At 44.6% G+C, this 24,026-nt stretch carries 22 protein-coding genes; 10 read left to right on the forward strand and 12 right to left on the reverse strand.

What is annotated here, in order from left to right; all coding sequences use genetic code 11:
* Nucleotides 1-54 precede the first annotated feature (54 nt).
* Genes secA through B3V56_RS10460 form a run of 3 tightly spaced genes read left to right on the forward strand, consistent with a single transcriptional unit; the run spans nucleotide 55 to nucleotide 5,061 of the window.
* Entirely contained in the window at nucleotides 55-2,772 is a 2,718-nt protein-coding gene (gene secA, locus B3V56_RS10450) for a preprotein translocase subunit SecA (protein WP_289283009.1), read from the forward strand.
* Nucleotides 2,772-3,998, forward strand: a complete 1,227-nt coding sequence (argJ, locus tag B3V56_RS10455; protein WP_289284262.1) for a bifunctional glutamate N-acetyltransferase/amino-acid acetyltransferase ArgJ — start codon at nucleotides 2,772-2,774, stop codon at nucleotides 3,996-3,998. The genes secA and argJ overlap by 1 nt, the downstream gene beginning before the upstream one ends.
* A gap of 13 nt (nucleotides 3,999-4,011) precedes the next feature.
* On the forward strand, nucleotides 4,012-5,061 hold the full coding sequence (locus tag B3V56_RS10460) for a DUF3549 family protein (RefSeq protein ID WP_289283011.1): 1,050 nt from the start codon (nucleotides 4,012-4,014) through the stop codon (nucleotides 5,059-5,061).
* A gap of 5 nt (nucleotides 5,062-5,066) precedes the next feature.
* Here B3V56_RS10460 and B3V56_RS10465 read toward each other — a convergent pair whose 3' ends face one another.
* The 6 genes from B3V56_RS10465 to B3V56_RS10490 all read right to left on the reverse strand — a co-directional run bounded on the left by B3V56_RS10465 (nucleotide 5,067) and on the right by B3V56_RS10490 (nucleotide 10,764).
* Entirely contained in the window at nucleotides 5,067-5,696 is a 630-nt protein-coding gene (locus B3V56_RS10465; protein WP_286305465.1) for an NAAT family transporter, read from the reverse strand.
* A 3-nt stretch (nucleotides 5,697-5,699) separates the two neighbouring features.
* Nucleotides 5,700-6,254, reverse strand: coding sequence for a pyridoxamine 5'-phosphate oxidase family protein (locus tag B3V56_RS10470; RefSeq protein WP_289244036.1), 555 nt, complete (start codon nucleotides 6,252-6,254; stop codon nucleotides 5,700-5,702).
* A 7-nt stretch (nucleotides 6,255-6,261) separates the two neighbouring features.
* Nucleotides 6,262-6,801 carry a peptide deformylase gene (gene def, locus B3V56_RS10475; RefSeq protein ID WP_286305463.1) on the reverse strand — a complete coding sequence of 180 codons (540 nt, stop codon included), beginning with the start codon at nucleotides 6,799-6,801 and terminating at the stop codon, nucleotides 6,262-6,264.
* Complete coding sequence (locus tag B3V56_RS10480; RefSeq protein ID WP_286305462.1) at nucleotides 6,798-7,436, reverse strand: 2OG-Fe(II) oxygenase; 639 nt, start codon at nucleotides 7,434-7,436, stop codon at nucleotides 6,798-6,800. The genes def and B3V56_RS10480 overlap by 4 nt, the downstream gene beginning before the upstream one ends.
* Nucleotides 7,437-7,589: 153 nt before the next feature.
* A complete protein-coding gene (locus tag B3V56_RS10485) occupies nucleotides 7,590-8,819 on the reverse strand; it encodes a nucleoside recognition domain-containing protein (RefSeq protein ID WP_289284263.1) in 1,230 nt (409 codons plus the stop codon).
* Nucleotides 8,820-8,931: 112 nt separating this feature from the next.
* A complete protein-coding gene (locus tag B3V56_RS10490; RefSeq protein WP_286305460.1) occupies nucleotides 8,932-10,764 on the reverse strand; it encodes a DEAD/DEAH box helicase in 1,833 nt (610 codons plus the stop codon).
* 193 nt (nucleotides 10,765-10,957) lie between these two features.
* Between B3V56_RS10490 and B3V56_RS10495 the strand changes: the two genes are divergently transcribed.
* Nucleotides 10,958-11,167, forward strand: a complete 210-nt coding sequence (locus B3V56_RS10495; RefSeq protein ID WP_007145985.1) for a dodecin — start codon at nucleotides 10,958-10,960, stop codon at nucleotides 11,165-11,167.
* Between the two features lie 23 nt (nucleotides 11,168-11,190).
* Nucleotides 11,191-12,615 carry a dihydrolipoyl dehydrogenase gene (locus B3V56_RS10500; RefSeq protein ID WP_289284264.1) on the forward strand — a complete coding sequence of 475 codons (1,425 nt, stop codon included), beginning with the start codon at nucleotides 11,191-11,193 and terminating at the stop codon, nucleotides 12,613-12,615.
* A 47-nt stretch (nucleotides 12,616-12,662) separates the two neighbouring features.
* Here the strand turns inward: B3V56_RS10500 and B3V56_RS10505 are convergent, their stop codons facing one another.
* From B3V56_RS10505 to msrB, 3 genes are all read right to left on the reverse strand, one after another.
* Nucleotides 12,663-14,264 (reverse strand): ABC-F family ATPase, encoded by a 1,602-nt coding sequence (locus tag B3V56_RS10505; protein ID WP_286305458.1) that lies wholly within the window; start codon nucleotides 14,262-14,264, stop codon nucleotides 12,663-12,665.
* A gap of 65 nt (nucleotides 14,265-14,329) precedes the next feature.
* Nucleotides 14,330-14,590: a GIY-YIG nuclease family protein gene (locus B3V56_RS10510; protein WP_286305457.1), complete on the reverse strand. Its 261-nt coding sequence runs from the start codon at nucleotides 14,588-14,590 to the stop codon at nucleotides 14,330-14,332.
* Entirely contained in the window at nucleotides 14,574-14,972 is a 399-nt protein-coding gene (gene msrB / locus B3V56_RS10515; protein WP_286305456.1) for a peptide-methionine (R)-S-oxide reductase MsrB, read from the reverse strand. The genes B3V56_RS10510 and msrB overlap by 17 nt, the downstream gene beginning before the upstream one ends.
* Before the next feature lie 520 nt (nucleotides 14,973-15,492).
* Between msrB and B3V56_RS10520 the strand changes: the two genes are divergently transcribed.
* Nucleotides 15,493-15,966, forward strand: a complete 474-nt coding sequence (locus B3V56_RS10520) for a hypothetical protein (protein WP_289283017.1) — start codon at nucleotides 15,493-15,495, stop codon at nucleotides 15,964-15,966.
* 6 nt (nucleotides 15,967-15,972) lie between these two features.
* Here B3V56_RS10520 and B3V56_RS10525 read toward each other — a convergent pair whose 3' ends face one another.
* Nucleotides 15,973-17,424, reverse strand: coding sequence for a sensor histidine kinase (locus B3V56_RS10525; protein ID WP_289283018.1), 1,452 nt, complete (start codon nucleotides 17,422-17,424; stop codon nucleotides 15,973-15,975).
* A gap of 8 nt (nucleotides 17,425-17,432) precedes the next feature.
* On the reverse strand, nucleotides 17,433-18,119 hold the full coding sequence (locus tag B3V56_RS10530; protein WP_286305452.1) for a response regulator transcription factor: 687 nt from the start codon (nucleotides 18,117-18,119) through the stop codon (nucleotides 17,433-17,435).
* Nucleotides 18,120-18,229: 110 nt separating this feature from the next.
* Here B3V56_RS10530 and B3V56_RS10535 point away from each other — a divergent pair, with 110 nt between their 5' ends.
* Nucleotides 18,230-18,760 (forward strand): Spy/CpxP family protein refolding chaperone, encoded by a 531-nt coding sequence (locus B3V56_RS10535; protein ID WP_289284265.1) that lies wholly within the window; start codon nucleotides 18,230-18,232, stop codon nucleotides 18,758-18,760.
* 67 nt (nucleotides 18,761-18,827) lie between these two features.
* Here the strand turns inward: B3V56_RS10535 and B3V56_RS10540 are convergent, their stop codons facing one another.
* Nucleotides 18,828-19,322, reverse strand: coding sequence for a hypothetical protein (locus B3V56_RS10540; RefSeq protein WP_286305450.1), 495 nt, complete (start codon nucleotides 19,320-19,322; stop codon nucleotides 18,828-18,830).
* A 179-nt stretch (nucleotides 19,323-19,501) separates the two neighbouring features.
* On the opposite strand from B3V56_RS10540, the gene ung reads away from it, so the two are divergent.
* Genes ung through B3V56_RS10555 form a run of 3 tightly spaced genes read left to right on the forward strand, consistent with a single transcriptional unit; the run spans nucleotide 19,502 to nucleotide 24,025 of the window.
* Entirely contained in the window at nucleotides 19,502-20,188 is a 687-nt protein-coding gene (gene ung / locus B3V56_RS10545) for a uracil-DNA glycosylase (protein WP_289283020.1), read from the forward strand.
* 43 nt (nucleotides 20,189-20,231) lie between these two features.
* On the forward strand, nucleotides 20,232-22,127 hold the full coding sequence (locus B3V56_RS10550; protein ID WP_289283021.1) for an ATP-binding cassette domain-containing protein: 1,896 nt from the start codon (nucleotides 20,232-20,234) through the stop codon (nucleotides 22,125-22,127).
* Nucleotides 22,128-22,129: 2 nt separating this feature from the next.
* A complete protein-coding gene (locus B3V56_RS10555) occupies nucleotides 22,130-24,025 on the forward strand; it encodes an ATP-binding cassette ATPase Uup (protein ID WP_289284266.1) in 1,896 nt (631 codons plus the stop codon).
* Nucleotide 24,026: the final 1 nt, after the last annotated feature.

Below are 24,026 nucleotides of genomic sequence, written 5' to 3' on the forward strand. Positions count from 1 at the left end.
TTTATTACTTTTATCGGTGTTCACGCCGTAATCAACACAGTTTAAGGCGAAAAAATGGTTAGCAAGTTTTTCAGTAAAATTTTTGGTAGTCGTAACGAGCGCGTATTGAAAAAAATGCGTAAGACGATAGATGAGATTGCCAAGTTTGAAACAGAAATAGAACAACTTGATGACCCGGCGTTACAAGCCAAAACTGAGGCATTTAAACAGCGTCTTGCTGATGGCCAAACTATCGATGACATATTGACCGAAGCTTTTGCCGTTGTTCGTGAAGCCAGTAAACGTGTTCTCGGCATGCGTCACTTCGATGTCCAATTAATCGGTGGCATGGTGTTGAATGATGGCAAAGTCGCTGAAATGAAAACCGGTGAAGGTAAAACACTTGTTGCGACATTGGCTGTCTATTTGAATGCACTTGAAGGTAAAGGTGTTCACGTCATCACGGTTAATGATTACCTGGCAAAACGTGACGCCACGCAAATGGGTAAACTATATGGATTCCTTGGCCTGACAACAGGCGTTATTGTTGGCGGTCTGGGTAATGATGAACGTCGTGAAGCCTATAATTGTGATATCACCTATGGCACCAATAATGAATTTGGTTTCGATTATCTTCGTGACAATATGGCGTTTCGTTTGGAAGAGAGAGTCCAGCGTGAATTAAATTTTGCTGTCATCGATGAGGTTGACTCTATTCTGATTGACGAAGCCAGAACACCGCTGATCATTTCTGGGCCAGCAGAAGACAGTTCAGAGTTATATCAAAAAATTAATACGCTTATCCCTAGCTTGAGCAAACAAGAAGGTGAGGGCGATGACGTTACCGTAGAAGGTGACTACACACTAGACGAAAAAAATAAGCAGGTTCACTTTACCGAGTCCGGTCATGAAAAAATTGAGTCGATGCTCACTGATATCGGTTTGTTATCAGCTGATGCCAGCTTATATGATGCGGCCAATATTGGTTTAATGCACCACGTCACCGCTGCGTTACGTGCGCATGTCTTGTTCCAACGCGACGTGGACTACATTGTTCAGGATAACCAAATTGTCATTGTCGATGAATTCACCGGAAGAAGCATGCCCGGTCGTCGTTGGTCTGAAGGCTTACACCAAGCGGTTGAAGCCAAAGAAAATGTGAAGATTCAAAACGAGAATCAAACCTTAGCCTCTATCACTTTCCAGAACTATTTCCGTCTGTATTCTAAATTATCGGGCATGACAGGTACTGCGGATACTGAAGCTTACGAGCTGCAATCCATTTATGGCCTGGAAGTTGTGGTCATTCCGACCCACAAAGAAATGCAACGTAAAGATGAAGCAGACCGTATTTATCTCACCGCAAAAGAAAAATACGATGCCATTCTGGAAGATGTGAAAGATTGTGTGAAGCGTGGACAACCTGTCCTGGTAGGGACAGCGTCTATTGAAAGCTCAGAATATCTCCATAGCCTGCTTAAAAAGGCCAAAATTCCACACGAAGTGCTCAACGCTAAATTCCACGAAAAAGAAGCACACATTATTGCGAATGCAGGTATGCCTTCAGCGGTAACGATTGCCACCAATATGGCTGGTCGTGGTACCGATATTGTGCTCGGCGGTAGTTTAGATGCTGAGTTAGATGGTTTGCCAGAAGATACAAGTGACGAACAAAAACAAACCATCCGCCAAGCGTGGATGAACCGTCATGAAGCGGTATTAGCAGCAGGTGGTTTGCATATCATTGGTACTGAGCGTCATGAGTCTCGTCGTATTGATAATCAACTTCGTGGCCGTTCCGGTCGTCAGGGTGACCCTGGATCAACACGCTTTTATCTGTCTCTTGAAGATAATCTGATGCGTATTTTTGCTTCAGACCGGATGGCTGGACTGATGCAGAAATTAGGCATGGAAGAGGGGGAAGCTATTGAACACCCTTGGGTATCACGTGCCATTGAAAATGCCCAACGCAAAGTGGAAGGGCACAACTTCGATATTCGTAAACAATTGCTCGAATTTGATGATGTCGCCAACGATCAACGTAAGGTTGTTTACGAGCAGCGTAATGAGCTGATGGCTGCAGACGATGTGTCAGAGACCATCTCATCAATGCGCAGCACGGTGATTAATGATGTTATCAGTATGTATATTCCACCTAATAGTATTGATGAACAGTGGGATATTTCTGGCTTAGAGGAAGCACTCAGAGAAGAGTTTGCTCTTGAAGCGCCTGTAGCCGAATGGTTAGAAAATGATGACTCTTTACATGAAGAGTCATTAAGAGAACGTATCGTAGAAGAAGCAGAGAAGGCATACCAACAAAAAGAAGAAGCCGTTGGCTCAGAATTAATGCGTCACTTTGAAAAAGCCATCATGTTACAAACGCTGGACTCCCAATGGAAAGACCATCTGGCCCAGATGGATTATTTACGTACAGGGATTAATCTACGTGGCTACGCACAGAAAGATCCTAAGCAGGAATATAAACGTGAATCGTTCAGCCTATTCAAAGCGATGCTTGACAATATTAAGCATGAAGTCATTAAACTCATCTCTCGCGTACAGATCAGAGCTGAAGAAGATGTGGAAGCGGTTGAAGAACAGCGCCGTCAGACAGCTGAAATGGAATATCAACACGAGCAGGCTCAACAACTAGCCAGTGAAGAGAATCAAGAAGAAGATCTTGCTGCTCATCAACCTTATACTCGTGATGGTAGTAAAATCGGTCGTAACGATCCATGCCCATGTGGCAGTGGTAAAAAATTCAAACAATGTCATGGAGCTATTCGTTAATGGCAGTCAATTTGTCAGCATCTAGGGCGGAGGATTTACTGGCCATTGATGGTATTCGTCTTGCCACGGCTAGTGCAGGAATAAAAAAGCCAGGCAGACAAGACGTTGTATTGATAGAACTCGCCGAAGGCACACAAACAGCCGCGGTTTATACAACGAATGCTTTTTGTGCTGCCCCTGTCATTGTGGCGAAACAGCATCAAGCAGCTGAAGCGACACGATATTTATTAATTAATTCTGGCAATGCTAACGCCGGTACTGGTGAAGCTGGCCTGGTTGCAGCTAAAGCGTGTTGTCAGTCTGTAGCAGAAGTCGCTGGGGTCAATGAAGCGAATGTTTTACCATTCTCTACAGGTGTAATAGGTCAACCATTACCTGTCGATAAGATCCGTGCCGTTTTGGCTGATACCTATGATGGTCTAACAGCTGATAACTGGTTAGCCGCTGCTCAAGGCATTATGACAACAGATACGCTCGCTAAGGCGAAGTCTGTGCAAGTTGAATTAGCTGGCAAAACCGTTACGATAACCGGTATATCTAAAGGATCCGGCATGATTCGACCTGATATGGCCACGATGCTGGCTTATATCGCGACTGATGCCAATGTGGATTATGCTGTTTTAACCACCATGTTAAACAACGCCATGAATCATTCTTTCAACCGCATCACGGTGGATGGTGATACCTCTACAAATGATGCGTGCGTGCTAATGGCCACGGGCCAGGCAGGCAACGCAAAGATTACTCAGATTACCTCAGAAGAAGGCGAAGCCTTGCAAAAGGCGCTGAATGATATTTGTTGTTATCTGGCGCAAGCTATCGTACGTGATGGTGAAGGTGCGACCAAGTTTATTACCATTAATGTAGAGCAAGGACAAAGCCAGGAAGAATGCCGCCAGGTGGCCTATACCATTGCCCATTCACCATTAGTCAAAACAGCACTGTTTGCTTCTGATCCAAATTGGGGAAGAATCCTTGCGGCAGTGGGACGTAGCGGTTTAGCTGATTTTGATTTATCAGGTGTGTCTATTTTTATTAATGATGTCTGTATCGTTAAGTCCGGCCAGCCTGATCCAGATTATACTGAAGAGAAAGGGCAGGCTGTCATGGCCGAGTCTGAAATTACCATCACGGTGAAATTGAACCGTGGTGCTGCACATGATCAAGTTTGGACATGTGACTTTTCGTATGACTATGTGAAAATAAACGCAGAGTATCGCACTTAAGCTAGAGCTATCCATGAGCGACAATACCATTACCACCCTAAGTGAGTTCTTAGAGCAGAGTGGCGCCCATTATCGTGTTTTTGATATGGGACGCAGAGTGACCAAGCTGAGTGCAAAGAAATTTACCCGCTTTGAAGCGGCTGAAGTGCCGTATCCTTATCCGTTTCAACGTACAGCCTCATTTGGCATTATTTTTTGGCATCCTCAGTTCACAGATAGACATTACGTCTGGTTTTTGAAGTTTCCGCTTGATGAGCAGGGCTTGCTGATACAAGCGGCGCGAGATGAATTTCTGGTGATGGTTCTGGATAGAGTTGGTGAGTGTTTACTCGCGGCTGCAGATGGAAATTACATAGAAGGAGCCCTAAAAGATAGCCCATACAGTTTTAATCCTCGTGAAGATCGGATGGCTGCCTTTAATGCTCAGGCCACAAAGAATCTGAGTCTGAAAGCCTCGTCATTCTATGAAGCGGCCTTTGCGTATTTTACTGGGCAAAAATCGTTCGACAGTTGGCAAGTGCTCGGCATGCAGGGTGTGGCTGATGTGGCAGTGAGAACTGATGATAGAGCGTTGACGAAAGCCATAATACAAACCCTGCCTCAATTACCGCCTCAACCTTTTCATATGTTGACGTCTTTTATGGAAAATGCAGAGCCCGCTAATAATCTGGTCGAAGCACTACAGTGGCGATTGAAGAATGAGTTGGAACAGAATCAGCCTGATATGGCAGAAATTTGTGCCTGCCTAAGGGCTGTGTCTAATAGTTCTGCTCAGGGCATAGTTGAAAGTATGGTCAAGCAAGTGCTTTGTTCAGACATCAGCCGCCATATCGAAGTCCTAGCCGTTATCGCTGGTCGCTGTTGGAAAGTGCTTGAAGAGCCTGAACTGTGTCAGCTCTATGTTGAGAGGCTCGCTATTAATGAAGCGGATTATGAAGGCTTTAGCCATATATTGGCGGACTTAATGTATATGCCTGCCATGCGAGACAAGGTTATGTCTGCTTTACGTAACCCAAATCGCTCAGCTGAGTTGACGCAGCAAGTCGGAAAGATGTTTGGTTAAGAAGCTTAAGCGGACAAAGCAGGAAATAAACCTTTCAAACCATTGGCAATAAATTCAACGGCGATGGCTGTGAGAATCAGTCCCATAATACGCGTCGCAATGTTAATACCATTGCTTGACATACGTCTTGCTATCCACGGCACAAGCAGCAATAAAATCCATAGCAGTAAGCCCAGCAGAATGATGTCCAGAGCAATCAGGCTGTAGTGAGCGACACCATGTCCTTTGTAAGCATTGATGATGACGGTACTGATGGCGCCAGGACCTGCCAGTAGGGGCATGGCGAGAGGCACGACGGCAATAGACTCACCAGACTGTTGTGCCAGTTCATGATTTTGTTTCAAGCCCTTACTGGTGTTATGTAGCATCCCTATCCCCATCAATAAGAGCAGGATACCGCCGCCAACACGAAATGAATTGATGCTGATACCAAAAAACTCTAATACCCATTGCCCGAAAAAGGCTGTCACCAGCAGAATAGTAGTCGCTGCAATAATGACGGTTCGCGCGATCTTCGCTCGTTCAGCACTACTATAGTCAGCAGTCAGGCTAATATAGATTGGAATAATGCCTAGGGGATTAACAATGGCGATTAATGACACCAGAAATTTTGTGTATTCCGTATATTCGAGCATGCTTTAGCTTAAATTCTTATCTTCAATGTCAGTCACAATGCCATCAATGGTCTTGGCATTTTTTTCTCGCCAATAGTCTTCAATCCCTTCAACGCCTTTTTTTTCAGCCCAATTATTGAGTTGTTCGCGTTCGCCCTGATAAGCATAGTAAGGGACGGCCATACCACAGGATGTTTGCACGAGCTCAATGCTGAGATCGAAGATCTGCCGTGCACCGGGAAGGGCATCAAATAAGTGATATAAGTCGCTCCATTCGGCATCATTATGATGAATGACTTTGGCAGTACCATAGAGACGCAGGATCATTGGCTTACCATGAAATGCAGTGAACATGACTGTCATTCTTGGCAATTGCTGAATATGACCAGCGGTTTCATTACCACTACCCGTGACATTTAGCCAAATCACTCTATTTGGTGTCAGTACACGCAAAGAATCCATTCCCTTAGGCGAAATATTAACCCGACTGTCTTCTGTTGCCGTGCCCACAAAGAAAATGTGCTGCTGTTGAATGAATTCGATTAAGCGATCAGATAAGGCATCAAACTTTTGTCCCATATGGTTTTTAACTCTCTGTTCTTGTCATCATTAGTTTCTGCCACTCTTGTTCCATCATGATGTCAAAATTTGTCTCAACACGGTCAAGAAAAACATGTCCTTGCAGATGATCAAATTCATGCTGAAAAACACGTGCTAGAAAATCATCATAATGCGTTTCGACCCATTCTGCATGACGCGTTTGATAACGAACCAGTATATGTGTGTGACGCGGAACTAAACCACGAATACCGGGTAAACTCAGACAACCTTCCCAATCTTTTTCTTGTGTATTTGAGGTAGTAATAATCTCTGGATTAATGACAAAAAACGCAGGTATATCAGGCGCATGCGGATAACGGGCATTAGGATGGGAAGACATGATAAAAAAACGTTGTGAGATGCCCACTTGTGGCGCTGCTATGCCCATGCCACCTTTTTCAAGAACAAATTCCATGAGCGCATCGAGTTGGGCCTGGAACTCAGGATTTAGAATATCTTCAACTTTTTCAGTTGCTTGGCGAAGCACTGGGTGCCCTAACTGAAAAATAGTGAAGTCTTTTGTCATATCAACGGGGCTTGTAAAGGATCATGTAATCGGAACCAACCAGCAATACTGTAACGATCTCGACAGCTTTTGACTACTTCATGAGGAAACTCCTCACTCAAGAAAATAACAAAACTGCCAAAATTTGGGTTGACCGTCTCAATGACAGTGTTAGTCTCAGGCGCATAAATTAACAACTGACCGCCATCTTCTTCCTGCCATTCTGGGTTGAGATAGAGCACGGTAGTTAAAACCCGATTAGATTCACCTTTAAAAGCATCCATATGTTTTTTATAAAAAGCGCCGGGTGCGTAATGTGCGTAGTGAGCTTCATAGTCAAACAAGCCCATAAACAGTCGGCGGTTTATAGCGAGCCTAAACTCTGACATTTGATCGAGATAAGCCTTATCAGTGCTATTGTCTGGGGTTAACCAACGAGTTTGATCACGTCGAACAGCGTTATTCAACTGAAAATCCTGTTCTCGTCCAATACCTGCGCGTTTGAAATCATCATCATCTAAATTCATGACACGCTGATGAAGGGCATGATTAAGATTAGCGTGAAGAAGTTGTGGAAGAACACAGTAGCCGCGATCGGCGATGGTATCGGCGATAAGATCGTACGCTGACTCAGTAGGTTGTAGTAGTGGCTTCAAGCATGGAATCTCCAAACGGACAAATAAAACCAGACCAATTACTTAGATGGAGTGCTGTTAGTCGGGTGACCTGCTGGTTCCATTGAGGTAAGGGGTTGAACAGGTTGCAAAATTTAGCAAATTTTTGTTGAGTAGGTATGTTTTTTTTACTTACTAGCCGAAAAACCAATAGGCGACAGTGATAGCCGCCAAAATACCGGCTACATCTGCGGCGAGTCCACAGCCGATAGCATGACGGATGTGCTTGATACCAACAGAGCCAAAATAGACTGCTAAAACATAAAAGGTGGTTTCAGTACTTCCCTGAACAATAGCCGAAAGTCGTCCGGAAAATGAGTCTGCACCATAGGCTTGCATCGTATCGACCATCATTGCTCGTGCGCCGCTGCCACTAAAAGGCTTCATCAATGCGGTGGGTAAGGCTTCTATAAAGCGGTCATCTAAACCCAGGCTCAAAATAATATAGCGTAAGCCTTCAGCAAGCATATCCATAGCACCGCTGGCGCGAAATACACCAATAGCTACGAGCATAGCTACCAGATAGGGAATAATGGTGATGGCTGTTTCAAACCCTTCTTTTGCCCCATCAACAAAGGCATCGTAAGCATTGATCCTTTTTTTCCAGGCGGCTGTGATAAATATAATGATCAAGGTAAATAAAATTAGGTTACTGATTAATGACGATTGGCTGACCATTTCTTGCTGCGGTAGATGAGAAAAATAGATGAGTAAGGCCAGCACAAACGCTGTGAAACTACCCAGATAAGCCAAAATAACACGATCCAGAAGATTAATTTTCTGTACCCATGCCACACTGAGTAAACCAACCAAAGTAGAGATATATGTGGCAATTAGAATGGGAATAAAGACATCGGTTGGGTTGGCTGCGCCCATTTGTGCACGATAAGTAAAGATGGTGACGGGAAACAAGGTGACAGCAGAGGTATTAATCACCAGAAACAGTATTTGGGCATTACTGGCAGTATCTTTGAACGGATTTAATTTCTGTAGTTCCTTCATGGCTTTGATGCCCAGCGGCGTCGCGGCATTATCCAGACCAAGTGCATTAGCAGAGATATTCATCACCATGGCCCCAATAGCTGGATGGTTTCTGGGAATATCGGGCATGAGGCGTTGAAATAATGGTGTTAAAGCCGCCGTCAGTAATTGAATAAAGCCGCTTCGCTCCCCGATTTTCATGATACCCAACCATAGTGCCAGCACACCTGTCAGCCCGAGAGAAATCTCAAAGGCGGTTTTGGCCAGTTCAAACATGGCTTGCATGAGTTGGGTGAATATTAACTGATCGCCCAGTACCAGTAATTTAAACAAGGCAACGAGAAACGCGATGAGAAAAAAAGCGATCCAGATAATATTCAGCATGCGCGTATTGTGGCATGAGTGTCTGCATTGCGGAAGTTAGTGGGAATAAAGACATAAAAAAGCCCGCTCAGTACGATTCACTTGCGGGCTCTTTTGAGTGCTTATATGGCCTTTAGTCGCGGTTAGCTTTTCTTTGCTTTTTTGCGGCTATGGCTGGACGTTTCTTGGTTTTTCCTGGCGGTCCATTTCGGCGAGGTTTTCTTTCTGATCTCGCAGATGACATATCTGCCTCAGCGCCGGGCAGACTAATCTCGAGCTGCTTATTATTAACCCAGACTTTTCTTAAATGCTGGAAAATATCTTTTGGCATACCATCAGGCAAATCAACCAGGCTGTGATCCTGATTAATCGTAATACGGCCAATCATACGACTATCCATACCAGCTTCATTGGCGATAGCACCCACGATATGCTTTGGCTCAACATTTTGTTCTACACCGACCTCGATCCGGTATGTTTTCATACCTTCTTCAGCCTGATGAGCTGCCTGACGGCGAGGACTACGTTCTGCTCTTGGTGGTCTTTCTGAACGCATACCACGTTCACCACGATTCGCTCGTTCAGGACGATCACCACGCTCAGCTCGCTCTCTAGGTTGTTTGCGTTCTGAATGGACAACAGGAGGATTTAAAGGACGACTTTTCTGTACCTGGAAGGCAAGGGCGGCCGCCATTTCAATCGGATCCGCATTATGTTCTTCTTGATACTGACGAATCAGATTTTCAAAAAAAGCGAGATCTTGAGATTCGATGGTTTCTGTCAGGTCTTGTTTAAAGGCCATAACACGACGGTCAGCAATATCTTCGCTACTAGGCAGTTGCATCCGAGTAATCGTCTGTTTAGTGGCTTTTTCAATCGCACCCAACATACGTTTTTCACGTGGAGAGACGAATAAAATCGCTTCACCTTTACGGCCTGCACGACCCGTTCTACCAATGCGGTGAACGTAAGATTCGGTGTCATAAGGAATATCGTAATTAACGACGTGGCTCATACGTTCGATATCCAGACCGCGAGCAGCCACATCGGTGGCAACCAAGATATCAATCTTGCCTGCTTTCATTCTTTCGATGGTTTTTTCACGTAGCGCCTGATTCATATCACCGTTTAGTGGTGAACTGGCGTAACCACGTGCTTCTAGCTTTTCAGATAAATCCACTGTCGAATTTTTAGTACGCACGAAGATAATCATGCCATCAAAGTCTTCAACTTCAAGAATGCGCGTCAATGCATCCAGTTTATGTAACCCGGTTACCTGCCAGTAGCGTTGTGTGATCGTATCTACGGTCGATGTTTTTGATTTGATATGCACATCAACAGGATTATTGAGATAACGCTGTGCAACACGGTGTATTGGTTTAGGCATGGTGGCTGAGAATAAAGCCACCTGACGTGTTTCTGGTGTTTCTTTCAGAATGGTTTCAACATCATCAATAAAGCCCATGCGCAGCATTTCATCAGCTTCATCCAGCACCAGTGCTTTCAAATCTTCGAGGGGTAATTTACCGCGACGAATCAAATCAAGAATACGACCAGGCGTACCGACGATAACTTGTGGGCTACGTTGTAACTGGCGTAATTGAATGCCCATGCTTTGACCACCATAAACAGGTAACACATGGAAGTTTTTCATATGACGACCATAACCTTGCATGGCTTCAGCGACTTGAATAGCTAACTCACGCGTGGGGGTGAGTACCAGAATTTGTGGTGTCTTTTGACGATCATTCAAACGACTTAATAGAGGTAGAGAAAAGGCGGCCGTTTTACCTGTACCGGTTTGGGCCTGACCCAGCAAATCACGACCTTCTAATAATGGCGTAATACTTTGGGCTTGAATCGGTGACGGTGTTTCGTAACCGGCTTCTTTGATTGCTTTGACAATAGCGGGAGCGATACCCAGCTCACTGAATGAGGGGATCGAGTCAAGTTGTTCTGTGGACATGCAAAAACCTGTGAATGTCAGTTTTGAACGCAAAACTGAGGAGCGGGATGATAAACGGCATATTATACGATCCTGAAATGGCAAAAGATAGAAAAATCATTTGTTTAATGTGATATTGCGCATTTCTGGTAATGTCGGGTTTTAGGTTTTATGATGGAAATTCAAATGACTTTCTGACAGTGAGGAGACAGAGATGAGTGAACATACCTATAAACTGATTGAATTAACCGGTAGTTCAAGTGAAAGTTCCGATCAGGCGATTCAAAATGCCATCAAAAAAGCCGGTGAAACGGTCAAACATATGCACTGGTTCGAAGTGATTGAAACCCGTGGTTATATTGAAAATGATGGTGTGAAATACTGGCAGGTCACCATCAAAGTTGGGTTTAGAATCGAAGATTAAATATCGCTCCTCAAAGGACTATCATGTCAAATACAACCCAGACCGATGTCATTATTATCGGGGCAGGTACCGCAGGTTTAGCCGCGCTCAAGCAAGTGCAGAAGAAAACGGATGCGTTTTTGTTAATTAACGAAGGTGAATATGGCACCACCTGTGCCCGAGTTGGCTGTATGCCATCCAAGCTGCTTATTGAAGCGGCAAATGCTTATCACCGTCGTCATACTTTTGCTGAGTTTGGTATCCAGAATGCGGAACAACTCAGTATTGATATACCGGCGGTATTACGCCGGCTGCGTCACATAAGAGATTATTTTGTTTCCAGTACGTTAAAGTCGATCAGTGAGGTAGAGGATAAGGTGATTACCGGTCGAGCCACGCTCACAGGGCCCAACACTGTCAGAGTGAACGATGATGTGTATACCGCCAAAAAGATCATTATCGCCACTGGCTCCAGACCTGTACTACCGCCTGAGTGGGAGCAAATAGGCAACAATAAAATTCTCACCACCAATATCTTGTTTGAACAAACTGATTTAAAGCCCAGGATCGCTGTTATAGGTCTGGGGGCTATTGGTATTGAAATGGCTCAGGCTCTGTCACGATTGGGTATCGAAGTCACGGCATTTGGCGCAGAGTCTATGTTGGCGGGACTGACAGATAAAAAGGTCAGTGAGGCATTGCACGAAACACTGGCTAAAGAGTTTACGCTCTACACAGAAACTGAAGCGGATTTAGAGGAGACTGAAAACGGGGTCAAAGTCATCACTCAGAAAAGTGAATTGGAAGTGGATCAAGTGCTGGTAGCAGTGGGGAGACGCCCCAATCTGGATGGCATGGGACTGAATAAACTGGATGTCAGCCTCGATGACAAGGGGATGCCAGACATTAATCCGAATACGACTCAAATAGAAGGCTCAGCGGTATTTATCGCTGGTGATGCGGCGGCCGATAAAATGTTATTACACGAAGTGGCTGATGAAGGGCGTATCGCAGGGCATAACGTATTGAGTGAACGTGTAGAAGCCTATTGTCGTCGTATACCACTCAGTATTGTATTCAGTGAACCAAGCTGCGCTGTGGTGGGCACTGCTTTGCAACAAATTGATCAGCAGACAATCGTCATTGGGGAAGCGAGCTTTACAGATCAGGGAAGGGCGCGGGCTGCACAACGAAATCAGGGAGTGATGCGGGTTTACTTGGATAAATCATCTGGAAAGATTGTGGGGGCAGAAATGGCTTGTTCTGCGGCTGAGCACATGGCTCATACGCTGGCTTTGGCCATCAGTCAGGAATTGACTGCAACCGAAGTGCTGTCGATGCCAATTTATCATCCGGTACTGGAAGAGGGGATGCGAACAGCTTTGCGTGATGCGAATAAGAAAATACAAACATCACACAGTTTTGACTTATCCCGTTGTGATGCCTTCCAGGCCGAAGCCTTAGATTAATTCAGGCTGGGGGCTTACGCTCCCAGCCTTATGGCTATTTTGCTGAATTAATTTGTTACACCCAGACTTTTTAAATACTCATCATAGCTACCACGGAAGTCCGTAATACCATCGGCTTCCATATCAAAGACGCGTGTCGCGAGTGAAGAGACAAATTCACGATCATGACTGACAAAGATCAGCGTGCCTTCAAATTGTTCTAAAGCCATATTCAACGATTCAATTGATTCCATATCCATATGGTTCGTGGGTTCGTCCATGACCAGAATATTCGGACGTTGCAGAATCAATTTACCGAATAACATCCGACCTTTTTCACCACCAGATAACACATTGGCTTTTTTGTCGATGGTGTGGCCCGAGAATAATAAGCGACCCAGAGTGCCCCTGATGACTTGTTCATCGTCTTCAGGTCCGGCCCATTGAGACATCCATTCAAACAGGGTCAAATCATCTTTAAATAGATGATCATGATCCTGCGCGTAATAACCAATATTGGCATTCTCTGACCATTTCACTTCACCTGATTTAGGTGGAAGCTCACCTACCAGGGTTTTGACTAAACTGGTTTTACCAATACCATTGGGGCCGATAATGGCAATTTTCTCACCAACTTCAGTCATAAAGCTAAAGTCTTTAAATAATGAGGTTTCATCCGTTTCATAAAACTGGGTGATTTTGCTGACTTCTAATGCATTACGAAATAGCTTCTTGTCCTGCTCAAAACGAATAAATGGATTGACCCGGCTGGAAGGTTTGATATCTTCCAACTGAATTTTCTCCATTTGTTTCTGGCGAGAAGTGGCTTGTTTCGCTTTGGATGCGTTCGCAGAGAAGCGAGCAACGAAGCCCTGAAGTTCTTTAATCTGCGCTTTTTTCTTTGCATTATCCGCCATCAAACGTTCACGAGCCTGTGTCGATGCCAGCATATATTCGTCATAGTTACCTGGATAGATTCGCAGTTCACCATAGTCCATGTCGGCCATATGTGTACAAATACTGTTCAGGAAATGGCGGTCATGCGAAATGATAATCATGGTACTGTTACGCTGATTAAGTGTGTCTTCCAACCAGCGGATTGTGTTGATATCCAGATGGTTAGTCGGCTCGTCAAGCAGCATGATATCCGGGTCAGCAAACAGCACTTGTGCCAGTAAAATACGGAGTTTCCAACCTGGTGCGATTTCACTCATCGGGCCGTAGTGCTGTTCAACAGGAATGCCGACACCCAGTAATAGTTCACCGGCACGTGATTCAGCGGTGTAACCATCCATTTCTGCATACTGACCTTCCAGTTCAGCGACTTTGAGACCGTCTTCTTCACTCATTTCTGGCAGGTTATAAATGCGGTCACGCTCAATGTGGACTTCGTATAACTCAGGTTGTCCCATGATTACCACATCAATGACGCGTTGATCTTCATACGCGAACTGATCCTGCTTTAATACGGCAAATGATTCATTCACGTCACGCATAACCGTGCCTGAGGTAGGCTCAAGTTGTTTAGCGAGAATTTTCATAAAGGTGGACTTACCACAACCATTAGCGCCAATGAGACCATAACGGTTGCCGTCACCAAATTTGACGGACACATTTTCAAATAGGGGTTTAGCACCAAATTGCATGGTGATATTTGCAGTACTGAGCAAGGGAATATCCTGTTATCTGATTGCGACAAGAATGACGCTGAAAAAAAGCGCCATTATACAGATTGTTAGCGTGTAGCGATAAGGGCTAATTTCGCCTGTCGGCTGAGTTTTTTTATAGCTGCTTCACGTTTAGAAGCTTGACTGCGATCAGGCTGTGTTTCCTGGTAGACAATCTTTTTTGCCTGACTGGTGTGAAAAAAACGCGCACCAGCTTTGCCGGCTTGATGCTCTTGAAATCGGCGCGATAAATCAGTGGTGATACCGGTATAGAGATGACCGTTATCTGCCTCGATGATATAAACCGTCCATTCAGTTTTGGTCGTCAAAATCGAGTGCTACCGAATTAATACAATAACGAAGCCCTGTCGGTGCCGGACCATCGTCGAAGATATGACCTAAGTGTGCATCACAGTGTTGACAGCGTACTTCTGTTCGGTCCATGCCATGACTGTGATCGGCCAGATGGTTGACCACGCCATGAGATATCTGAGCAGAAAAACTTGGCCAGCCGCAACCAGAATCGAATTTATTTTCAGACGAAAACAAGGCTTGTTTACAGCAGGTACATCTATAGACGCCTTGATCATCATGATCGACGTAGATGCCAGAGAATGCGGGTTCTGTGCCAGACTGACGCGTTACATAAAATTGATCTTCGCTCAGTTCTTCACGCCATTCAGCGTCAGATTTTATCAGTTTGTCGGGCATTTTTTGTCAAAGTTGTACCTAGAAAAAATAACATTGTAGGCAAAACACGTAGAAAAATCAGCTCAAAGGGATTTTTTGAAAGCCATCGACGGGGAGTGACTGAAAAAAAGTTGCCAGCCAAAAGACTGGCAACAAACTCGGTTTTCAGATTTAAGAGAGAGGGAGTAGGTCGGCCTTTGTTGTCACAAATTCCTATCAACTCCATCGGTTAATAATGATAATGATTATCATTTAAATTAGCAAGTAGTTTTTTGAAATTAATTGGAGGTTTAGTATTTCTCTATTTAAGTCAGTTGCTTAACTCATAGAAAAAGATCATATTTTTTGTTTAGGCAGCGTTGTTAGGCTACAAATCAGCGTCATTTCTCTGCTCCGTGTGTTCATGAGTCCTTTACATGCTTTTACATAGGTTTACTTTTTCCTGTCTATTATCAATAAGTTAATAGAAATATAGTGTGAGATAACTAAGTGACATAGCTTTAAAGCTATCGTCACCCTTAAAAAGGATAAGGGTAAAGTTATGGCTATAAACGGTCTATCTAATAATCTGCATTATCAATATTCAAGGTCAACGAATATAACTGAGAAGGCCAATGCTATTTATGCAAAGTTGAATGAAGAAGAGCAAAGCTTTCTTGATAAAGACACGATAGAAAAAGCGCTTCAGCAGATAGCGGAAAGTCGAGCCAATAACAATAAATCTTCTTTTCCATTGCAAAATGATGCCAACGAAATAATAGATGGCCAAGGCGTAATTCCTAATAAGCAATATGAACTCGCTAATGAGCTAGCTATACGAATACAGGCGAATGATGGCAAGCCAGAAAAACGGCCTCAAGCATACAATCTTCGTGTTGATGATGTCGGTGTGTTGGTGAGTGATGTCGATACAATTAATCAGAAACCCAAAGCGACGAGTTCAGCTCAAATAAACGATAAAGAAGCGTTAAGCCTTGAAACTAATGTTAAACGCCATGTTTCTTTAACCGCCTAAAACGGATTATTTTTTATAGGGTAGTTCGACCTCAACTCGAAGACCACCTTCCTGCCTGTTAGCTGCTTTAATTTCACCATGATGTGCACTCACCGCTCGATACGCGATAGCCAAACCTAAACCTATACTGTCATTTCTATGTGTGAGCTGTCCCCGGAAGAAGGGTTTGAATATGGATTCAATATCGGCTTCTGCAACACCAGGACCATTGTCTTCGATCACAATACATAAACGTTGCTTTATGCTGTCCGTTGTTACACACAGAGTGATCTCTGCATTTTCAGGAGAGAACTTAATAGCATTTCTCAGAATATTTTCGATAGCTCTGTGTATCAATTCACTTCTTACCGTAATAAAAATATCTTCAGCAATCGTGTAATGAATTGTTATCTGTTTACTACTGGCTTCAAAACGGGCATCACTGATAATTTCATCCAGCAGATCATTCAGGCTAATCTCCACATGAACATTATCCGTTACCCCGGTTTCTAAACGAGACAAAACCAGTAACTCGCCGACCAGATCGCTCATGCGTTGTGATTCCCGCTCTATACGATTCAATATTTCTGGCGTTTTCTCTGGTTGTTGTTCAGCAATACCAATGGCCGCTTGCATTCTCGCCAGTGGTGAACGAAGTTCATGTGAGACATCGTGTAAAAGGCGTTGTTGTGCTGACATTAGATGACTAATCTTTCCGGCCATATCATCAAAATTCTGGCCCAGTTCCACCAACTCATCTCGTCGATGACCCATTTTGTTGCCTATGCGGGTGTTAAGTTGGCCCTCTGCTAACTTTGAGAAAGACTGTCTCAGCAATCCGATGGGCTTGGTAAAGTACCAGGCCAGCAACGCGCTAAAAAAAATCGCTGCAATCAAACCAGAGCCAATCAATAAAACGAGTGGATAGGGCACGGTTTCAGAGGGGGGAGGGGGAATGCGCCTGGTTTCAAAGGGTGGTGTTGGAAAAGGTTCATTGAGCATGGGAGCTGGCCCAAACTCACGTCGCTCATGCGGTGGCCCGATAAAGAGTGTTTCTGATACCCCGCGTTTTATTGGCGAGAAAAAGAGTAATGCATTATTTTCTTTATCAGAAACGTAGCGGATGGCGAGGGGGAACTCCCCCTGCAGAAATAATGCTCGCGCGTAGCCCACAACTTTGGGATCGATAGAGCGACCCAGCACATCATTCCCCTTATCATCGATGGCATAGACGTCTGGAAATGGTGCATGATGCGCTTTTTCCAAGAAAGTAATTAATGCAGTCTTACCACCATAGCTGAAAATTTCGGCGGCGACTGAGACAAAAGCATGCGCATCAACATCGATTTCCGGATCGGTTTTATTGGCTTGTTCCTGTATGGATTTATGATGTAACCAAACGACCGTTCCCACGCTGAGTCCGGCTAATAATAACGCCAGCCAGAACACAGTAAAGAATTTCCAGAATAACTTACTCATCCTAATGATTATTCCCGAATGAATTGATAACCTTTGCCTCTTATTGTCTGAATATAGGACTGTCCGTCTTGCTGATTGCCCAGTTTCTGACGAATGCTGCTCATATGCACATCAATACTACGGTCAAACCGCACCAATGGCCGACCCAGTGCGCGTTGAGATAGTTCATCTTTGCTGACAACTTGACCAGCTTTACGCACCAATGCTTCGAGTAGGTTAAATTCAGTACTGGTCAACTCCAGTGGCTTTTCAAACCACAAGGCCTGTCGTTTTTGAGCACTCAGTTGAAGAGGACCTATTTGAATATCCTGTGACTGCATATCCACCATAACAGCATCCATTCGCCGAAGAATCGCACGAATACGAGCAACGAGCTCTCTTGGTGTGCAGGGTTTGGGCACATAATCATCAGCACCAGACTCCAGGCCGATAATACGATCAATATCATCACCCTTCGCGGTGAACATCAGTACCGGAATCAGACTTTTCTGACGAATTTGTAGCAGGATTTCTGTGCCTGAAATATCTGGCAACATCATATCCAGAATAATCAAGTCAAACGAGCCACTGAGCGCCATTTCCAAACCAACTTTACCGGTTAAGCTACTTTTCACCTGAAACTGTTCTTGCTCCAGATACTCCTCAAATAATTCAACCAATTCAGCATCATCGTCAATGATGAGTACATTCGCCACAGTCAACTCCTTATTCTGTTGATGCTGCCATCATAGAGTGTACTGAATGATGGCTCCAGCTTTAGCAAGCAATCTTTACTTGTTTTTACCTTTCTCTAACCCTCGTTAACATGCTGATGCGTGATACTGGCTCTCAAGTTCAAAGTGATTGGCCTGAAAGTAGGTTAAAGACAATGATAAAGAAAATAATTTTACTGATGATTATTCTGCCAGTTGTTGCCATCGCTAATCCTATGAATGGCGAGGCCAATCACATAAAACATCATGAAGTGCCGTTGATGCATCCAAACATGCAACACAAACCAAAGCCTGATGATGTGGGCTTTTTCTTACACGATCTCAATTTAACTCCGGCTCAAAATTCAAAAATTTTAATGTTGCTCGAAAAAGAGTGCGACTTAATGGAGGAGGATCGAGAGAAAGCACGACAAGTCAGACGCCGTATTCAAGAAATGGCATTGTCTGATGATTTTGATAAGCACAAGCTGGAAAAATTAATTGATCAATCCTTGGTCATTCACAAACGTTATGCGTTAACAAAGGCTCAGTTTTCTCATGAGCTATTTGAAGTGCTTACCGAGCAACAACGCCAAGCATTAAAACTTAAGATGCTGAATTTTAATGCACCTTTTCCCGGCTAGAGAATATGCACGGCTCTCCCTGACCAATCCTCTCTCCCGTCCCAAGTGATGGGGAGAGCTGCTGCATTTATTTCAGTTTTGATAATTGGGTGAGGGCATACCCTTGATGATAGCCTTTTGACCGCATATTAAAATAGTACTGACAATAGGCTGAGAAATTATGAGGCGTGCCTTCGGTTGGTAAGTGGGTAAACATATCAATCAGGCTAACAGCGCTCTCTTCGATACCTATTTCTAACAACATGTCTTCCAGCTGTACCGCTCTGTTGGCAATCATGCGTGGACTTTCACGGAAGTGTTGTGAGGCATGCTTCAAAATTTCAACCCGATGGTCACGATCTGTCACTTCACCTCTCAATGCGGCGGCACTGCGTAAAATAAGCCAGTCTTGAGGTGTCAGATCATCGTAGGCTTCCAACCATTGGGGTATATCCTCTTTTTCTAGTGGTGATGGCACTGTCGTATCAGAAGCACTCAGGTCATAGTCTTCTTCATTGTTGTCACAGGCGCTTAGTAGCCCAATCATAAAAAGACTGATGAGGATGTGTAAATGTGTTCTCACGAAGGTGACACCTGTAATAAACAATACACATAGGCTAGCATCAGGGAGATGATGACCCTATCGGATATTCTCCTGTTTTATTTAAGGAAAAACTTCTTGTATCGCATTTATCCTGTGAAAGCTGTTTTACAGTCAATAACATTCGGTATCATACCTTGAGTTTTTTGTAAGGAATAAACATGGTTCTGGAACATGCGCCCAGCTGGCTGACCGTTTTGGCGTCAGAATTTGAAGCACCTTATATGCAAAATCTGAAGACGTTTTTACGTCAGCAAAAAGATCAGCATAAAAAAATCTATCCTCATTCCGCTGATTGGTTTCATGCTTTAGAAACCACCCCACTTGATGAGGTAAAAGTCGTCATCCTCGGACAGGATCCTTACCATCAGCCAGGTCAGGCTCATGGCTTATGCTTTTCGGTCAAACCCGGTGTCAAAGTGCCGCCATCACTGGTGAATATTTATAAAGAGCTAGAGGCCGATCTCGGTGTGATGCCTGTCAAACATGGCTATCTGGAGTCGTGGGCGAAGCAGGGAGTCTTGTTACTCAATGCGGTATTAACCGTCGAAGATTCAAATGCCAATGCCCATCAAGGTAAAGGCTGGGAACAGTTCACTGATAAAGTCATCGAAACCATAAATGCACAACGTGAAAATGTCGTGTTTATGTTGTGGGGTAGCTACGCGCAGAAAAAAGGTAGCGTGATTGACCCGCAGAAACATCTGGTTTTAAAAGCACCTCACCCGTCGCCATTATCTGCGCATCGCGGCTTTCTTGGCTGTCGTCATTTCAGCCAGGCGAATGACTATCTGACACAACATGGGCTATCACCCATAAACTGGCAGTTACCCGAGACCGCATCGTAAGAAATTCTGCTAGACAGGCCCGGGCCTTGATACAATTCGTGCCATGATAAAGTTCAATCAAGTCTCTCTTCGTCGCGGCACGCAATTACTGTTTGAATCAGCCAATCTTATTGTTCACCCCGGACAGCGGGTTGGTCTGACCGGTGCAAACGGTACCGGTAAATCCAGTTTGTTTGCGATGTTACGTCAACAACTTCATGCCGATACCGGTGAGGTGTCGATTCCTGATGTCTGGACCATCGCTCATGTGGCCCAGGAAACACCGGCCGTGGACACTTCTGCACTGGATTATGTGCTCGAAGGTGATGCCGAGTTAACTGAATTGAACCAACAACTGGCTGGAGCAGAAGCCAATCATGATGGTCACCTAGTCAGCGTGTTACACGATAAATTGGCCGCGATTGATGCCTACACAGCAAATAGCCGTGCAGGCAAACTGTTACATGGCTTGGGTTTTACGGCTGAGCAAGAGAGCTGGCCTGTTACCGCTTTCTCAGGTGGCTGGCGAATGCGACTCAATCTGGCACAAGCATTAATGTGCCGTTCTGATTTATTACTCCTGGACGAGCCAACTAACCATCTGGATTTAGAGGCCGTTTATTGGCTGGAAGAATGGTTGCGAGCATACCCTGGCACGTTAATCGTGATTTCGCATGACCGTGATTTTTTGGATCGGGTCGTCACACATATCGCGCACATTGAACAACAGCGTGTAAAACTATACACCGGTAGCTACTCAGACTTTGAACTGGCTCGAGCTGAACATCTAGCAAATCAACAAGCAGCCCATCAAAAGCAACAGCGTGAAATTGCCCATATGCGCAGTTTTGTGACGCGCTTTAAGGCCAAAGCAACAAAAGCTCGACAAGCCCAGAGCCGTATTAAAGCGCTGGAGCGAATGGAATTAATCGCACCAGCCCATGTGGATTCACCGTTTCATTTTGATTTTTTCCCGCCAAGTCGTCTGGCCACACCTTTGTTGGATTTAGATAAAGCGTCGGTGGGGTATTATGAAAATAAGCCTCTTATCAGCAATATCAAAATGCGGTTGGCACCGGGAGATCGAATCGGGCTGTTAGGGCCGAATGGGGCGGGTAAGTCGACATTAATTAAGCTCATTGCCGGCGTGTTAGAGCCTTTGAGCGGTAAACGTAAAGAAGGCAAAGAGATTCGCATTGGTTATTTTGCTCAGCATCAGCTGGAACAGCTAAGACCAGATGACAGTCCGTTAAAGCACATCCAACGTTTGAATAAACTGGCTTCAGAACAAGAGTGCCGAAATTTTCTCGGTGGTTTTGGTTTCCACGGTGACAAAGCATTAGAGCCGGTTGCGCCATTTTCTGGTGGTGAAAAAGCCAGATTGGTGCTCGCTATTCTGGTCTATCAGAAACCGGCCGTATTGTTACTGGATGAACCAACCAATCACCTTGATCTGGAAATGCGTTTAGCTTTGACTGTAGCCTTGCAGGATTTTGAAGGCGCACTCGTCGTTGTCTCGCATGACAGACATTTACTACGTACCGTCACCGATGATTTATGGCTGGTGTCGAATGGGCAGGCGACCGTATTTGATGGCGATTTGGATGATTATCGTCAGTGGTTATTAAATAAAGATAAACCGGAAAAAACAGCCGAGTCGTCTTCCGCGGTTAATAATAAAAAACAGGACAGACAACTCGCCGCTCAGCAACGTCAGAAGCTGCAACCGCTTCGTAACACGGTGAAAAAAGCCGAGCAGAAGATGGAGAAGCTCAATGAAGCTTTATCCTCACTAGAAATGCAACTTGCCGACACAGCACTTTATACCGATGCTAATAAGGATAAGTTAAAAGACTTATTACAACAGCAGGCGGATCTTAAAACACAGCTGGAAGAAACTGAAATGCAATGGTTTGATGCCAGCGAACAATTAGAAGCAGCACAAGCTGCTGAGGAATAACTGTGGCATTACTGTCATTAAAGCAAATCACCGTCAGTTTTGGCGGTCCAAATTTATTAAATAACGTCGATTTTCAACTCGATCGTGGTGAACGAGTGTGTTTAGTTGGTCGCAACGGTGCCGGTAAATCGACACTGATGAAATTGATTGCAGGTGAAGTCACTGCTGATTCAGGTGAAATGATCGGTATTCAGGACCTCGTCATTTCGCGTCTGGAACAAGAAGTCCCCAGTGGTACACACGGCAAAGTATTTGATGTGGTGGCGGCAGGCTTAGGACAAGTGGCGCCGCTGCTGGTGGAATATCACGATATTATTCATCAACTACAAACAGATAGCTCACAAGCTCTGTTGGATAAACTCGAAAAAGCACAGCATAAAATTGAAGCGGCCGATGGCTGGTCACTAGAGCAACGCGTCGAAACGGTTATCTCAAAATTATCTTTAGACCCTGATGCAGAATTTGATAGTTTATCTGGTGGTAAAAAACGTCGGGTGTTACTGGCACAGGCATTGGTCAAACAGCCAGATATTCTTTTGCTCGATGAGCCGACTAACCATTTGGATATCGAATCGATCACCTGGCTTGAGGGCTTTTTGAAAAGTTATGGTGGCACAGTCTTGTTTATCACCCATGATCGGACATTCCTGCAGGCATTAGCCACACGTATTGTTCAACTGGATCGTGGCAATCTGGTCAGCTTCCCTGGTGACTATGAAAACTACCTGAAAAAGCGTGAAGAGTTGCTGGCGGCAGAGGCTGAACAAAATGCGCAGTTTGATAAAAAACTGGCTCAGGAAGAAGTCTGGATTCGCCAGGGCATCAAGGCTCGTCGCACGCGTAATGAAGGCCGCGTCAGAGCTTTGGAAGCTTTGCGTAAAGAGCGTAGTCAACGACGTGAGCGTCAGGGAACAGCAAATATTCAACTGCAGGAAGCTGACAGAAGCGGCAAGCTGGTATTAGAGGCTGAACATATTGGCCAAAGTTATGATGGCAAAATGTTGTTTGACGATTTTTCTATTGTCATTCAGCGTGGTGATCGTATCGGTATCATCGGTCCGAATGGCTGCGGTAAAAGTACACTGTTATCCATCTTGTTGAAACGAATCGAACCTGAACACGGTTCAGTGAAACTCGGTACCAACCTGGAAATTGCTTTTTTTGATCAATTACGCAGCCAACTCGATGAAGAAGAATCGGTGGTTGAAAACGTGGGACAGGGTAGTGATCACGTAGAAATTAACGGTAGCCGTAAACATATTATTGGTTATCTGCAGGACTTTCTGTTTACGCCTGACCGAGCGAGAACACCGGTCAAAGCCTTATCTGGCGGCGAACGAAATCGGCTGTTACTAGCGAAACTGTTTACCCAACCTGCTAACTTACTGGTGATGGACGAACCGACTAATGATCTCGATGCTGAGACATTGGAATTGCTGGAAGATTTGTTGCTGAACTACTCTGGTACCTTACTGTTGGTCAGCCATGATCGTTCTTTTATTAATAATGTGGTCACCAGCAGTATTGTGTTTGATACCGACGGCGAACTACGTGAATATGTCGGTGGTTATGATGACTGGTTAAGACAACGCACGGAAACACAAAACAACAAACCAAAAGTTGAAACTAAACCTGCAGTTGAAAAGCCAGCGAATAAACCCGCAAAGAAATCCACACTGACTTACCAAGAAAAACTGGATCTTGAAGCGTTGCCAGCCATTATTGAAAAGCTGGAAATGGAGCAAGAAACTCTAACAGCAAAGATGTCGGAGCCAGATTTCTATCAGCAAGAGGCAGACAAAGTCAGCCAGGTTCAACAAGCACTGTCTGAATTAGAAGCAAAAATGTCAGAAGCTTTCGAGCGCTGGGAGCTGTTGGAGGAAAAGGCCAACAGCTAAG

Source organism: Methylophaga sp. UBA2513, from assembly GCF_002341285.1.
GTDB classification, from domain to species: Bacteria; Pseudomonadota; Gammaproteobacteria; order Nitrosococcales; family Methylophagaceae; genus Methylophaga; species Methylophaga marina.

Excerpts from the sequence above, each read along its gene's own strand:
- secA (WP_289283009.1), top strand. The coding sequence starts at position 55 with ATGGTTAGCAAGTTTTTCAGTAAAATTTTTGGTAGTCGTAACGAGCGC.
- argJ (WP_289284262.1), top strand. The coding sequence starts at position 2,772 with ATGGCAGTCAATTTGTCAGCATCTAGGGCGGAGGATTTACTGGCCATT.
- B3V56_RS10460 (WP_289283011.1), top strand. The coding sequence starts at position 4,012 with ATGAGCGACAATACCATTACCACCCTAAGTGAGTTCTTAGAGCAGAGT.
- B3V56_RS10465 (WP_286305465.1), bottom strand. The coding sequence starts at position 5,696 with ATGCTCGAATATACGGAATACACAAAATTTCTGGTGTCATTAATCGCC.
- B3V56_RS10470 (WP_289244036.1), bottom strand. The coding sequence starts at position 6,254 with ATGGGACAAAAGTTTGATGCCTTATCTGATCGCTTAATCGAATTCATT.
- def (WP_286305463.1), bottom strand. The coding sequence starts at position 6,801 with ATGACAAAAGACTTCACTATTTTTCAGTTAGGGCACCCAGTGCTTCGC.
- B3V56_RS10485 (WP_289284263.1), bottom strand. The coding sequence starts at position 8,819 with ATGCTGAATATTATCTGGATCGCTTTTTTTCTCATCGCGTTTCTCGTT.
- B3V56_RS10490 (WP_286305460.1), bottom strand. The coding sequence starts at position 10,764 with ATGTCCACAGAACAACTTGACTCGATCCCCTCATTCAGTGAGCTGGGT.
- B3V56_RS10495 (WP_007145985.1), top strand. The coding sequence starts at position 10,958 with ATGAGTGAACATACCTATAAACTGATTGAATTAACCGGTAGTTCAAGT.
- B3V56_RS10500 (WP_289284264.1), top strand. The coding sequence starts at position 11,191 with ATGTCAAATACAACCCAGACCGATGTCATTATTATCGGGGCAGGTACC.
- msrB (WP_286305456.1), bottom strand. The coding sequence starts at position 14,972 with ATGCCCGACAAACTGATAAAATCTGACGCTGAATGGCGTGAAGAACTG.
- B3V56_RS10520 (WP_289283017.1), top strand. The coding sequence starts at position 15,493 with ATGGCTATAAACGGTCTATCTAATAATCTGCATTATCAATATTCAAGG.
- B3V56_RS10525 (WP_289283018.1), bottom strand. The coding sequence starts at position 17,424 with ATGAGTAAGTTATTCTGGAAATTCTTTACTGTGTTCTGGCTGGCGTTA.
- B3V56_RS10535 (WP_289284265.1), top strand. The coding sequence starts at position 18,230 with ATGCTGATGCGTGATACTGGCTCTCAAGTTCAAAGTGATTGGCCTGAA.
- ung (WP_289283020.1), top strand. The coding sequence starts at position 19,502 with ATGGTTCTGGAACATGCGCCCAGCTGGCTGACCGTTTTGGCGTCAGAA.
- B3V56_RS10550 (WP_289283021.1), top strand. The coding sequence starts at position 20,232 with ATGATAAAGTTCAATCAAGTCTCTCTTCGTCGCGGCACGCAATTACTG.